Origin of the sequence: Arthrobacter sp. StoSoilA2, from assembly GCF_019977195.1 — a bacterium.
GTDB lineage: Bacteria > Actinomycetota > Actinomycetes > Actinomycetales > Micrococcaceae > Arthrobacter.
The window spans coordinates 3596079-3608742 of sequence record NZ_AP024643.1 but is presented as its reverse complement, the minus strand read 5'-3'; the positions used below and the strand labels follow the sequence as shown (position 1 = coordinate 3608742).

At 63.4% G+C, this 12664-nt stretch carries 11 protein-coding genes; 7 read left to right on the top strand and 4 right to left on the bottom strand.

Annotated features, from left to right (window positions below):
- The first annotated feature begins 35 nt into the window (after nucleotides 1-35).
- The 6 genes from LDN82_RS16430 (at nucleotide 36) to LDN82_RS16405 (ending at nucleotide 6408) form a co-directional block, all read left to right on the top strand.
- Nucleotides 36-428 (top strand): VOC family protein, encoded by a 393-nt coding sequence (locus LDN82_RS16430; RefSeq protein WP_224088406.1) that lies wholly within the window; start codon nucleotides 36-38, stop codon nucleotides 426-428.
- 57 nt (nucleotides 429-485) lie between these two features.
- The gene (locus LDN82_RS16425; protein WP_224165049.1) at nucleotides 486-1871 is read left to right on the top strand and encodes a cystathionine beta-synthase; all 1386 of its coding nucleotides are present in this window, start codon (nucleotides 486-488) and stop codon (nucleotides 1869-1871) included.
- Nucleotides 1872-1919: 48 nt separating this feature from the next.
- A complete protein-coding gene (locus tag LDN82_RS16420; RefSeq protein ID WP_224165048.1) occupies nucleotides 1920-3089 on the top strand; it encodes a cystathionine gamma-synthase in 1170 nt (389 codons plus the stop codon).
- Between the two features lie 4 nt (nucleotides 3090-3093).
- Nucleotides 3094-4383 (top strand): glycosyltransferase 87 family protein, encoded by a 1290-nt coding sequence (locus LDN82_RS16415; RefSeq protein WP_224165047.1) that lies wholly within the window; start codon nucleotides 3094-3096, stop codon nucleotides 4381-4383.
- A gap of 67 nt (nucleotides 4384-4450) precedes the next feature.
- Nucleotides 4451-4975 (top strand): helix-turn-helix domain-containing protein, encoded by a 525-nt coding sequence (locus tag LDN82_RS16410; RefSeq protein WP_224165046.1) that lies wholly within the window; start codon nucleotides 4451-4453, stop codon nucleotides 4973-4975.
- Nucleotides 4972-6408: an MFS transporter gene (locus tag LDN82_RS16405; protein WP_224165045.1), complete on the top strand. Its 1437-nt coding sequence runs from the start codon at nucleotides 4972-4974 to the stop codon at nucleotides 6406-6408. The genes LDN82_RS16410 and LDN82_RS16405 overlap by 4 nt, the downstream gene beginning before the upstream one ends.
- 60 nt (nucleotides 6409-6468) lie before the next feature.
- On the opposite strand, the gene LDN82_RS16400 is transcribed toward LDN82_RS16405, so the two are convergent.
- Nucleotides 6469-7644 (bottom strand): acyl-CoA dehydrogenase family protein, encoded by a 1176-nt coding sequence (locus LDN82_RS16400; protein ID WP_224165044.1) that lies wholly within the window; start codon nucleotides 7642-7644, stop codon nucleotides 6469-6471.
- 133 nt (nucleotides 7645-7777) lie between these two features.
- On the opposite strand from LDN82_RS16400, the gene LDN82_RS16395 reads away from it, so the two are divergent.
- On the top strand, nucleotides 7778-9127 hold the full coding sequence (locus LDN82_RS16395) for a glycosyltransferase 87 family protein (protein ID WP_224165043.1): 1350 nt from the start codon (nucleotides 7778-7780) through the stop codon (nucleotides 9125-9127).
- Between the two features lie 7 nt (nucleotides 9128-9134).
- Here the strand turns inward: LDN82_RS16395 and LDN82_RS16390 are convergent, their stop codons facing one another.
- Genes LDN82_RS16390 through LDN82_RS16380 form a run of 3 tightly spaced genes read right to left on the bottom strand, consistent with a single transcriptional unit; the run spans nucleotide 9135 to nucleotide 12636 of the window.
- Nucleotides 9135-10682: an APC family permease gene (locus LDN82_RS16390; RefSeq protein WP_224088397.1), complete on the bottom strand. Its 1548-nt coding sequence runs from the start codon at nucleotides 10680-10682 to the stop codon at nucleotides 9135-9137.
- Nucleotides 10679-11884, bottom strand: coding sequence for a glutathionylspermidine synthase family protein (locus LDN82_RS16385; RefSeq protein WP_224165042.1), 1206 nt, complete (start codon nucleotides 11882-11884; stop codon nucleotides 10679-10681). Before LDN82_RS16385 ends, LDN82_RS16390 begins: the two co-directional genes overlap by 4 nt.
- Nucleotides 11885-11886: 2 nt before the next feature.
- Nucleotides 11887-12636 carry a Tat pathway signal protein gene (locus LDN82_RS16380; RefSeq protein ID WP_224165041.1) on the bottom strand — a complete coding sequence of 250 codons (750 nt, stop codon included), beginning with the start codon at nucleotides 12634-12636 and terminating at the stop codon, nucleotides 11887-11889.
- Nucleotides 12637-12664 lie beyond the last annotated feature (28 nt).

Genomic DNA, 12664 nt, shown 5'->3' with positions numbered 1-12664 from the left:
CCGCGTCCGACCCCCAGAATCCAGGAGCGCAAACCATGGCCGGAATAGTGCATTTTGAGATTCCCACGGATGACAACGACAGGGCGAACACTTTTTACCAAAGTGCTTTCGGCTGGAATCTCAGCCCTATGCAGGAAATGGATTACACGATCGCCATCACTACTCCGTCCGATGAACAGACCGGCAGGCCCAAGGAACCCGGAGCCATCAATGGTGCCCTGTTCCCCCGAACGGACAACCTGAAAAATCCCATCCTCACCATAGACGTGGATGATGTGGATGCTGCCCTCGGCCAGGTGGAATCCGCGGGTGGCTCCATAGTTCAAGGTAAGGACGCCGTCCCCGGCATGGGCTGGTACGCCTACTTCAAAGACACCGAGGGCAACATCCTGGGCCTCTGGCAAACGGACTCCTCTGCCGGGAAGTGATGCTCCGCACGTGGGGCACGGCGGGGCGGACTACGGGCAGGCGGTAACTTTGTACCTATGAAGTACGCCCAGTCTGTGTTGGACCTCATCGGCAATACGCCGCTCATCAAGCTCAACCACGTAACGGACGGGATCAAAGCCACCGTCCTGGTCAAGCTCGAGTACGTCAATCCCGGCGGATCCATCAAGGACCGCATCGCCGTGAAGATGATCGAAGAAGCGGAAAAAGACGGGCGGCTGCAGCCGGGCGGAACCATCGTTGAGCCGACGTCGGGGAACACCGGAGTCGGCTTGGCGCTCGTAGCACAGCAAAAGGGCTACAAATGCGTCTTCGTGGTGCCTGACAAGGTGGGCGAGGACAAACGGGCGGTCCTGGCCGCGTACGGCGCGGAAGTCGTGGTGACGCCCACAGCTGTTGCCCCCGACAGCCCGCAAAGCTACTACGGTGTCTCAGACCGCCTGGTCAAGGAAATTCCCGGTGCCTTCAAGCCGGACCAGTTCTCCAATCCAGCAGCCCCGGACAGCCACTTCGAGTCAACAGGACCGGAGATCTGGCGCGATACCGACGGCAGGGTGACGCACGTCGTCATAGGCGCTGGAACGGGCGGCACCATCACCGGCACGGGCCGCTTCCTTAAGGAAGTCTCGGCAGACCGTCCCGGGTCCGACGGCGGCCGGGTCAAGGTCATCGGTGCGGACCCCGAGGGCTCTGTGTACTCGGGCGGCACAGGGCGCCCCTACTTCGTTGAAGGCGTTGGCGAGGACATGTGGCCAGCGAATTACGACAAAACCGTCCCGGACCAGGTCATCGCCGTTTCGGATGCCGATTCGTTCGCCATGACCCGCCGCCTGGCACGCGAGGAGGGCCTCCTGGTGGGTGGCTCCTCCGGCATGGCCGTGGTCGCTGCACTGGAGGCCGCCAAGGACCTGGACGAGTCCGCGGTGGTTGTGGTGATTCTCCCCGATTCGGGCCGCGGCTATCTTGCCAAGATCTTCAACGATCAATGGATGCGCTCCTACGGCTTCCTTTCCGGCGGCGAAGAGTCATCCGTGGGCGAGGTGCTGAAGTCCAAGACAGGAGAGATGCCGGACCTGGTCCACATCCACCCGAACGAGACTGTTCGGGACGTCATCAACATCATGAACGAGTTCGGCGTCTCACACATCCCGGTCCTCTCGCAGGAACCGCCCGTAGTGATGGGCGAGGTCCTGGGCGCCGTTGATGAGCGCAGCCTCACTACCAAACTGTTCCGTGGCGAAGCCAAACTCACGGACAAGATCTCGGAACACATGGGGGAGCGCCTGCCCGTTATCGGATCCCTTGAGACCATTTCCGCGGCACGCGAACTCTTGTCCGACGTCGATACTGTGATGGTCACGTTCGTTGGGGCGCCAGTGGGCATCCTGACTCGCCACGACCTTCTGGCTTACCTGAGCAACTGAGCGCCACGCGCCCACTTCCAACTGTTGAACACTGAAAGAGGAGCTTCCATGTCCGTCAACAACAACGCCGGGTTCAACACGAGGGCCGTCCACGCGGGCCAGGCCTTCGAACCCCGGACAGGCGCTGTGGTGCCGCCTCTGCATTTCAGCTCAACCTACGCCCAGGACGGGATCGGCGGCCTGCGGTCCGGCTACGAATATGGCCGCGGCGGCAACCCCACCCGCGACTCCCTCCAGGAACAGCTGGCGGCCCTCGAGGGTGGTTCCGCCGCGTTCTCGTTCAGCTCCGGCCTTGCTGCCGAAGACTCGCTGATCCGGGCTGCGGCCCGCCCCGGGGACCACATCGTCCTGGGCAACGACGCCTACGGTGGCACGTACCGCCTCATCGACCGTGTGCTCGGCGACTGGGGCATTGGCAACACTCCCGTTGACATGTCCGATCTCGATGCTGTGGCACGTGCTGTCGCAGCGAACAAGACGCGCATGGTGTGGGTGGAAACCCCGTCCAACCCCTTGATGAAGATCACCGATATTGCCGCGCTCGCCGCCGTCGCGCACGACGCCGGTGCCCTCCTGGTGGTCGACAACACCTTCGCGTCCCCCTACTTGCAGACCCCGCTGGACATGGGTGCCGACGTCGTGATCCATTCCACCACCAAGTACATCGGTGGCCACTCGGACGTGGTGGGCGGCGCGATCGTGGTCAACGATGCCGAGCTTGCCGGGAAGATCGGTTTCATCCAGTTCGCTGTTGGTGCCGTTTCGGGACCGATGGATGCTTTCCTCACCACGCGTGGCCTCAAGACCCTTGGCGTGCGCATGGACCGGCACAGCGAGAATGGACAGGCTGTAGCCGAATGGCTGCTGCAGCGTCCCGAAGTTGAAGCCGTGCTCTATCCGGGCCTCCCGGACCACCCCGGCCACGAACTCGCTGCCAAGCAGATGAAGAAGTTCGGCGGCATGGTCTCCGTCCAGTTCAAGGGCGGTGAGGCGGCAGCGCGTACGGTTGCCGAATCCACGTCGATTTTCACCCTGGCTGAATCGCTGGGCGGAATCGAATCCCTCATGAACTATCCCTCGGAGATGACGCACGCATCCGTCAAGGGAACCGAACTGGCCGTCCCCGTGAACCTCTTGCGCCTCTCTTGCGGCATCGAGGAGTCCGAGGATCTCATCGCGGACCTTGAGCAGGCCTTCGCCAAGATCAGCAACGGCTGACACGGTGGCTTCTTCTTCACCCACGGTTGTTTCGGCTGCCCAGCGAGGCTGGATCCTGACCGTCGCAGGCGTGCTTACCCTCGCCGTCGCCGTTTGGTTCCTCTACACGGACTACCAGCCGTTCCTGAACGACTTCGAGGTCTATTTCTACGGCGGCGGCAAGGTTCTCGAAGGCGGGGATCTCTACGCTGTGCGCGATGGCCTTCCGTTTACGTACCCGCCGTTTGCGGCCCTGCTCTTTGCCGGCCTCGCCGCAATGGGTTTCTTCGCCAGCAGCATGGTCTTCATCATCGCGGCGCTGGCTGGCGCCGCAGTGGTGGCGGCCTGGTTGGCACGGCACTACTTCGGCCTGAAGACGTGGCGTTCAGCATTCGCCGACTATCGCTTCAGGACCACGGCTTTGGTGGGAACGGGAGCCATCCTGCTTCTGGGCCCGTGGCGGGACACGTTCGTTTTCGGCCAGATCAACATCATCCTCATGGGCGTGATCCTGGCGGACTTCGCGCTCTACGGTAAGGCGCGGGCGGGCCTGATCCGGTGGCCTGCAGGACTGTTGATCGGCCTGGCCGCAGGCGTGAAGCTCACGCCGCTGGCATTCGGACTGTATTTCCTGGTCCGCCGGGACTTCAAGGCCCTTGGATGGATGGCCGCTGGATTCTTCGGGTCCATCACCATCGCGTGGGCCATCCTCCCGCAAGCATCCCTGGCATTCTGGACCCGGATCCTCCCCGATACCGGGCGCATCGGCGGTCCCGCCTACGTGGACAACCTGTCCGTCAAGGGGCTGCTCCTGCACTTCGGCATGCCGGATTCCACTCTCACCAGCGTGGTGTGGATGATTCTTTCCCTGGTCCTGGCGGCCCTTGCAGCAAAGGTCATTAAGTGGGCCGTGGATGTTGACGAGAACTTCATCGCGGTCTCGGCCACGGCCATCCTGATGCTCCTGATCAGTCCCGTCTCCTGGTCCCACCACTGGGTCTGGGTGGCAGTAGCCCTGCCGAGCATGGCCTTCGCGATGCATCGGGTGCCGTCCCGCAGCGGGCGCATGCGGACGGCAGGGTGGATCATCGTGGCCTGTTCCACGGTTGCTTTCTATATGACGCCGAAGAACCTTGCCGTCTGGGCCGGTGCTGCCGAGTGGGGCAAGGACCCCCAGACGCAGTGGCAATTGATGGTGTCCAGCCTCGGTGTGGTGTGCGGAATCGCGCTGCTGGTGTACTGGGCCCTGGCTTACCGGCCTTCGCGCACGGGCCTCGTTCCAGCCGGGATGCCCGCTGGGCGCGTGGCTTCCTGACCTTCTTTGCCGCGGAGAACTGCGCCGAGCATAGCTTTCTTTAGAAAAGTCATGTACTTTTGTCCACATGCCCTTACGATCCGACTGGTCCGCCCGCACGTGCAGCCTGGCCCGCGGCCTGGATGTCCTCGGTGATCCATGGGGGAGCTTGGTCCTGAGGGAGATCTTCTTCGGAAACGGCCGCTTCGACGCGATCAAGCAGCGCCTGGAAGTCGCGGACAACGTTCTCAGCAAACGTCTTGGATGGCTGCTCGAGGCGGGGCTGCTGGCGCAACGCCCCTACCAGGATGGTGCCCGAACCCGTCAGGAATATGTGCTGACACCCAAGGGCGAGGACGCTCTTCCCGTCCTCAACGCCATCATCATCTGGGCAGAGAAACACTTGGACGCCCCCAACGAGGTGTCCCATATGCGGGTGGTCCACACTGACTGCGGACAAGTCACCTCCTCTGCCGACACCTGCACCCACTGTGGCGTCCAGCTGACAGCTGCCAACACGAGCTGGCATAGCTTCACACGCAGCGACCATCCAATGCCCCTGGCCGTAGCACCCCTATCAACAACTTCCCCCGAAACGGAGATCTCCGCATGACCGCTCCTGATGTCACCGGAACTCCGGCAACCTCCGCAAGTGTCGCCACCGGCAAGCGCCCCACGGGCACCAAGCCTGGCCGTCGACCCAGCCGCAGGCTGCACCCTGCCTGGATCGTGGGCGCCGTAGCTTTCCTCGCCCTGGTTGGGGCGGCCGGCTTCAGGGCCGCGCCCGGAGTGCTGATGGTCCCGCTGCAGCAGGAATTCGGCTGGTCCACCACAGTGTTGTCCCTTGCGGTAAGCATCAACCTCGTCCTGTTCGGTCTGACGGCACCATTCGCCGCGGCCTTGATGGAACGCTTCGGCATACGCAAAGTCACCGCGCTAGCGCTTTGCCTGATTGGCCTGGGCTCAGCGCTAACTGTGTTGGTGAACCAGTCCTGGCAGATCCTGCTCACGTGGGGCGTGCTGATTGGCCTCGGAACGGGATCCATGGCCCTCGTCTTCGCAGCCACCATCGCGAACACCTGGTTCGCCAAGAGCCGTGGCCTGGTGATCGGCATCCTGACCGCCGGCAGCGCCGCTGGCCAGCTTGTCTTCCTGCCCTTCATCGCAGCCCTGGCGCAGAACCCGGGCTGGCGGGGCGCGTCGCTGCTCATCGCCGCCGGGGCGCTCGCTGTTGTGCCGCTGGTCCTGAGGTGGCTGCGGAACTCACCCGCCGACGTCGGGGTGTTGCCTTATGGTGCGGAAGCACCTGACGCCAGTCCCGCCGGTTCAAAGACCACGACGCCGGGTGTTGCAGTTGCGTCGACGGCTTCCGCAGCAGCCAAGCCGGATTCGGCGAACGCGGCTGTCCGGGCATTGCAGGTCCTTAAGCGTGCCAGCAAAGTCCGCACGTTCTGGGCATTGGCGGCGGGCTTCGCTATTTGTGGAGCGACAACCAACGGGCTCATCGGCACACACTTCATTCCCTCAGCTCACGATCACGGGATGCCCGAAACCACAGCGGCGGGCTTGTTGGCCGTCGTCGGGATCTTCGACATCGTGGGGACCATCGCATCCGGTTGGCTGACGGACCGTTTCAACCCCAAGGTCCTGTTGGCGGTGTACTACCAGTTCCGGGGGATCGGGCTTCTGGTGCTGCCGCTGCTGCTGGGCTCATCCGTGGAACCGAGCATGATCATCTTCGTCGTGGTCTACGGCTTGGACTGGGTGGCCACAGTGCCTCCGACCGCGGCCATCTGCCGCTCGGTGTTCGGCGCCGATGGCTCAGTGGTTTTCGGCTGGGTGTTCGCGGCGCATCAACTCGGAGCGGCTGCCGCCGCACTGGCTGCTGGTTTCATCCGCGATGCCACCGGCCACTACAACTACGCGTGGCTGGGCGCGGCTGCAATGTGCACGGTGGCTGCAGTGATCAGCGCAACCATCCGCAAGGATGCGGCACGTAAGCAACCCGTGGTCGTCGCCGACGCGCCTGCCGCCCCAACCAACTAGGTCGCAGCTGATGCCGTTTTGGGGCGCCAAAACGGCATCAGCTGCTACTCAGTTGGGTGCTCAGCCGCGGAAGGCGCCGATTCCCGTGATGTGCTGCCCAAGGATGAGGGTGTGAACCTCATCAGTGCCCTCATAGGTGCGCACTGATTCGAGGTTGTTGGCGTGCCGCAGCGGCGAATAATCCAGGGTGACTCCGTTGCCGCCCAGGATAGTGCGGGCCTCCCGGGCGATCTTGATGGCCTCCCGGACGTTGTTGAGCTTGCCCACGGAGATCTGATGGGGCTGAAGGTGTCCGGCGTCTTTCAGGCGGCCAAGGTGCAGGGCGAGCATGGTTCCCTTTTGGATCTCCAGGAGCATGTTCACCAGCTTCTCCTGCGTCAACTGGTATCCAGCGAGTGGTCGCCCGAACTGGAGCCGGCTGCCGGCATACTCCAAGGCGGCCTCATAGGAGTCGCGGGCTGCGCCCATCGCTCCCCACGCGATGCCGTACCGGGCCTCGTTCAGGCAGGAGAACGGTCCACGAAGTCCGACGGCACCCGGGAGGATTGCCTCCGGACCCAGCCTTACGCCGTCGAACTCTATGTCGCATTGGATTGATGCGCGCATTGAGAGTTTCGGTTCGATCGGCGTGGCCGTTACGCCCGGCGTGCCCGCGGGTACCAGGAAGCCGCGGATGCCGTCGTCTGTTTGGGCCCACACCACCATGACGTCGGCAATTGAGGCGAGTCCGATCCAGCGCTTGGCGCCGTTGAGGACCCAGCCGTCGGAGGTCTCCCGGGCGAAAGTGGCCATCGATGATGGATCCGAACCGGCCGTCGGCTCCGTCAACGCAAAGCAGCCGATCAGTTCACCGGCGGCCATCCGTGGCAGCCACTGTTCTTTCTGCTCCTCCGAGCCCCACTTGTGAATGGCCGTCATCGCGAGCGAGCCCTGCACTGAGACAAAGGTTCGGATCCCGGCATCGCCGGCCTCCAGTTCCATGGCTGCCAGGCCATATTCGACGGCGGTGCGTCCGGGGCAGCTGTAACCCTCCAGATGCATTCCCAGGACGCCGAGTTCGCCCAACTCCGGCACGATCTCCCGAGGAAAGACTGCGTCCTCATACCAGCGCGCGATGTTCGGCCGGATCCGCTGGGTGGTGTAATCCCGCACTGTCTCGCGGAGGGCCAGCTCTTCGCTGGTCAACAGGGAATCAAGGGCCAGCACATCCGAGGTGTTCGTCGTTGAATCGCTCATTCCAGCATCCTAAGTGGCTGGATGCACGCAGTGGACGGATGCACCGCGCCACCAGCCGGGTCGGGCCGCCGTCGGGCGTTTAAGTAGTATGTATTCCGGGAGCCACTGGGATCCCCACTGCACAAAGAAAATATTGGGGGACAAAGACATGGCACTGCCCGGCGTCGATTTACAGGCTAAGGCGGAAGCCGGGAAGTCTGCATCCACCGCTTCAAAGACACTCCGTTGGCTCCCGTGGGCGCTCTTGATCGGGCCCGTGTGGCTGATGCTTGCTGGCTGGAGTAAGGAGGGCCTGGACTTCAGTGTCTACTGGTTCGGCGGAAGCATCCTCAACGAGGCCGGTGCCTCGCCCTCGGACTTGTACGGCCCAAGTGTTGCCGCCGCCGGAGGACCGGATCTTCCCTTTACCTATCCGCCGTTCGCAGCGCTCATCTTTGGCTTGTTGGCACTCTGGCCGCAACCCGCCGCGCTGATGCTGTTCAACGTGGCCGGCGTAGCGATTGCCGGCTGGGTCGCCGCCACCATAGTGAAGTACTGGGCCTCCAAGCACGACTGGCGAACTGCATTGTCATCCGCCCGCGCCCGCTGGATTGCCGGGGCGCTGTTCCTGGCTGTCCTGTTCCTTGGTCCGTGGCGTGAAACGCTGGCGTTCGGCCAGATCAACATCCTGCTCATGGGCTTGATGGCTGTCGACTTGCTGGGCGCCTCCGGGCGCCGGGGGTTCCGTGGCAGCGGCTTCCTGGTGGGCATAGCGGCGGGTATCAAGCTCACGCCCCTTGTCTTTGGCCTGTACTTCCTGATGCGTAAGGACTGGCGTGGACTGGCCAACATGTCCATCGGTTTCGCCGGTACCGTCCTCCTGGCATGGGTGGTTCGGCCAGCCGAGTCGCTGCAGTTCTGGCTGGAGATACTCCCTGACACGTCCCGGATCGGCGGCGCCGGCTACGTGGACAACCTCTCGATAAAGGGCGCGTTGCTTCACTTCGGCGTGCCGCAGGATTCAGTGACGGTTCCCTGGCTAGCGCTCAGCCTTGGCACGGTGGTGCTCGCGGCCTTCCTGATCCGCGCGGCCAGCTTGCAGGGAGCCCGCGTCATTGCAATAGCGACGACGGCACTGACCATGCTGCTCATCAGCCCCGTCTCGTGGTCCCACCACTGGGTCTGGATGGCAATCGTTCTGCCGGCCTTCGCCTGGACCATCAAGGAAACCCCGGGCCGGTACAGGGCGCAGAGAATTCTGATGACCGCTGTGCTGGCCGTTTCCACGCTGGTCTTCTTTTATTCTCCAAAGACCATCGGCACGGCTCTGGGTGCCGCGGACCTCAACGTCCAGACGCCGGGGCTGTGGATCATGGCATCGAGCGCAGGGGTGTTCTGCGCCGTGGTGATCCTGGTCTGCTGGCTTGTGGCGCTGCGGCGGGATGCCGTCCTGCCGGATGGCGTGCCTGCCCGGCTCCGCCAGTGGGCCATGGCACGGCGCTGAACGCAGGCTACTCGCCGCGCACCAGCCCGACCTCGGTGTGTTCACCGGTGAAGAAGCCACGCGTGGCAGGTGCGAAACGGCACACGATGGCCAGCACCACACCCAGGAGCAGAAGCAGGACACCGCTGACAAAGGCTCCGCCGATCCCAAAGATCTGCGTATCACCGTATTCCGGATCCCACATTTGCACCGCTGAAATGAAGAACGCCACAGTCAGCGACACCGCTCCCAGGAAGGGCAGGATGCCGCGGAACCACAGGTTGCGGGCAGAATCCCGGAGCGTTGAGCGGAAGAACCACACGCACGCGAAACCGGTCAGGGCGTAGTAGAACGCGATGAACAGGCTGATGGCACTGATGGAGTCCGCAAGGAGGTCCTCGCTGAGGAAGCTCATGGCCACGTAGTACGCCACGGCAGCCACACCCATCACCTGGGTTGAGAAACCCGGTGTCTGGAACCTTGGGTGGACCTTGCCAAACCGCGCCGGAAGGGCACCGTGCACGCCCATGGACAGCGTTCCCCGGGCTGTGGGGAGGATGGTGGTCTGCGTTGAGGACAGGACGGATGCCAGCACAGCCACCACGATCAGCCAACCCCAGGGACCCAGCACTACGTCCTTCATGGCCAGGAACACGTCATCCTGGTTGGCTTCATTGCCCAGGCCAATGCCTTCGGTCCCGACACTCGCGTACATCATGACCAGCAGCGCCACGGAGACGTAGATTGCCACCAGGACGAACGCCGAAATAACGGCACCCCGGCCTGGAGTCTTCGCAGGGTTTTCCGTCTCTTCGTTCAGGGCCAGGCAGGTGTCCCAGCCCCAGTAGATGAACAGGGCCAGCAGAACCCCATGAACTACGGCGCTGGGATCGGCGAACGCACCCGCGGGGTTGAACCACTCAAGGTCGAAAGGCTGGACGGTGGGGCTGCTGTCGGCTGTTCCAGGCGCGCCACCGGCGATCCCAACAATAATGGCCACCGCAAAGATGCCCAGGGAGATGTACTGGATGTAAGTCAGGGTCCGCTGGACGTGCTCGCCAAGCCGTATCCCGCGGTGGTTCACGTAGGTCATGAAGGCGATGAACAACACCCCGGTGGCGGTCACCAACCACGTGTTCCCTGCCAGGGAACCGTCGCCGACCAGCAACCATAGGTACTTCCCGGCAATTTGGGCCAGGTTGGCGAGGACCACGATGCCGGCCAACGCCACGCCCCAGCCGCCCAGCCAGGCCGCCCACGGCCCGAAGGCTTTGCGGGCCCAGAAGAACGTGGTGCCACAGTCAGGGAGCGCACTGTTCAACTCGCGGAACGCGTATGCGATGAACAGCACCGGGATGAAGCCAAGGACCAGGATCAGGGGGGTGTAGTTGCCGTTGACGGCAACAATGAGCCCCAGCGTAGCGGCCAGCGAATACACCGGTGCCGTGGATGCCAAACCGAGCATGACGGAGTCGCCAAGGTCCAGGATCCCTGCATGGAGGCCTTTGGAAGGTACGACGACGGTACGGTCGCCGCCCGCTGAACCGCCGTCCGGCGTCGAAATTTCAGTGCTCAAAGTGCAGCTCCATAAGAAGTAGTGGTGGGCGCGGCAGGCGCCGGGGCATCAATGGTGTTGGGAACGAAGCGGCAGAAATAGTCCGTGATGGGGCCATCGGATTCACGGATGCCGCAGCCCACGGACTCGCCGTCCACCACCCACAGACCAAGCACCGGATGGTTTCCATCGAAGTCGGAGAGAGCGTGGTACTGCTGGAAGCACCACCCTTCGCGGCCATAGCCGCCGGGCTGCTGCAGCTCGATGCCGGTGGCATGGATACGGATGTTGTCGCCCTCGCGGCCGTGAAGGGGCTTGGCCACCCATTCCTTGAGCGGGCCAGGATCGCCAAGGTAGGCCGGCAGCAGGTTCCCGTGGCCGGGGTAGAGGTGCCACAGTGCAGCCAGCAGGGCTTTGTTGGAGAGCAGCATCTTCCACGCCGGCTCTACCCACCGGGGGTTGTGCGCCCGCGTCAGCAGCCGGTGCCCGAAAGGTTCCTTCATCATCAGTTCCCACGGGTACAGCTTGAACATGGTGCTGATCATGAAATTGTCCAGGTCCACAAAGCGGTTCAGGTTCGGGTCCCAACCGATATCCGACATATTGATGCCGATGGTCGTCCACCCACCCTGGCTCGCCACATCCCGCATGTAGGCGGCAGTCATCCAGTCCTCGCCGGACTCTTCGGCCTCCGAATGGGCCACATGCAGTGTGCTCATCCCGGTGCGGAACTGCAGTTTTTTCCATTGCCGGATCAGCGCCTCATGGATTCCGTTCCACTGGTCCTTTTCCGGGAACACATCCTGCAGCCAGAACCACTGCGCAACGGAGGCTTCAATAAGGCCTGTGGGCGTGTCGGCGTTGTACTCCAGCATCTTCGCCGGCCCACCCTTGCCGTCATAGATGAAGTCGAAGCGCCCATAGATATCCATGTCCCCCGCCTGCAACGACTCACCGGCAAGCTCCAGCGCCTGTTGGCCGATGCCAATATCTCCCATGGCCCCGGTGGCGAGGAACTTTGCCGCTTCCAGGCACATGAGGTGCATGTCCTCGGCAGTCTTCTCGAGGGTCTCCACCTCGTCCATGGTGAATTCGTAATACGCCGACTCGTTCCAGTACTCGATTTTGCGGCCATCGGGCATGGTGGTGGTCGAAAACACCAGGCCTTGTTCTTCGATCTTCTTTTTCCAGTCCGGCCTGGGCTCGGAGGGCAAACGCCGCACGCCTAGCCTCCCGAGCTTCCGCCGCTTTTGGAGCTGCTGCCAAAGCCGCCACGGCTGACTGTGCCGCCCTTGGTGCTGTAGCCCGTTGAAGTCTTGGCGCCTTGTGGAACTGTCTTCGTGTAGCTGGGGTAGGAGTTGCGGTTCTGTCCCACAGCGGGCACGCTGGCTCCCCGCGAGTAGAAGTACCAGGCGTAGATGGCGGAACCGCGGCCATCGGAGCTGCTGTTGTTGCACTGGGAATCGTCCACGCGCTCGCCGGTTTCATCGTTGAAACAGACCTGCGCGTAGTCGGCCTCTTGTTCGCTGCTGGCGACCACGGCCGTGATGGTTCCGGCCAGAAGGGCCGTCACGCCCAGACCCACGACGACGGTGCGGCGCCGGGAGCGCTTCTTCCGGGCCTCGGCTTGGGCTGCTTCGCGTTCACGTTCCTTGGCGAACGGGTCAAGGATGGGGAGCGGATGGCCGGGCGCGGGCTTGGAAGGGCCGGGCTGGGATGCGCCGGGCTGGGAAGAGCCTGGCTGGGATGTGCCGGGCTGGGATGCGCCAGGAGCTTTGTCCGTGTCGTCATCGGCAGGAGGGATCAGCTCCGGATGGAGCTCGGGTTTGGGCACCAGCCACGGCGGTGGCTTGGGCGGATTCTTGCCCGCGTCCGGACCTTGGCCACCACCTGCAGCACCGCTGCCTGACGCGCCGCTGCCCGACGCGCCGTTTCCTGAAGCGCCGCTGCCTGCGGCGCCTTCGTTCGGGTCCATGTATATCCCCCTGGATAGACCGTTGGAT

What these genes read in the sequence shown, in the direction of transcription:
- LDN82_RS16425 (WP_224165049.1), top strand. Translation starts at nt 486, where the DNA reads ATGAAGTACGCCCAGTCTGTGTTGGACCTCATCGGCAATACGCCGCTC.
- LDN82_RS16410 (WP_224165046.1), top strand. Translation starts at nt 4,451, where the DNA reads ATGCCCTTACGATCCGACTGGTCCGCCCGCACGTGCAGCCTGGCCCGC.
- LDN82_RS16420 (WP_224165048.1), top strand. Translation starts at nt 1,920, where the DNA reads ATGTCCGTCAACAACAACGCCGGGTTCAACACGAGGGCCGTCCACGCG.
- LDN82_RS16430 (WP_224088406.1), top strand. Translation starts at nt 36, where the DNA reads ATGGCCGGAATAGTGCATTTTGAGATTCCCACGGATGACAACGACAGG.
- LDN82_RS16380 (WP_224165041.1), bottom strand. Translation starts at nt 12,636, where the DNA reads ATGGACCCGAACGAAGGCGCCGCAGGCAGCGGCGCTTCAGGAAACGGC.
- LDN82_RS16400 (WP_224165044.1), bottom strand. Translation starts at nt 7,644, where the DNA reads ATGAGCGATTCAACGACGAACACCTCGGATGTGCTGGCCCTTGATTCC.
- LDN82_RS16405 (WP_224165045.1), top strand. Translation starts at nt 4,972, where the DNA reads ATGACCGCTCCTGATGTCACCGGAACTCCGGCAACCTCCGCAAGTGTC.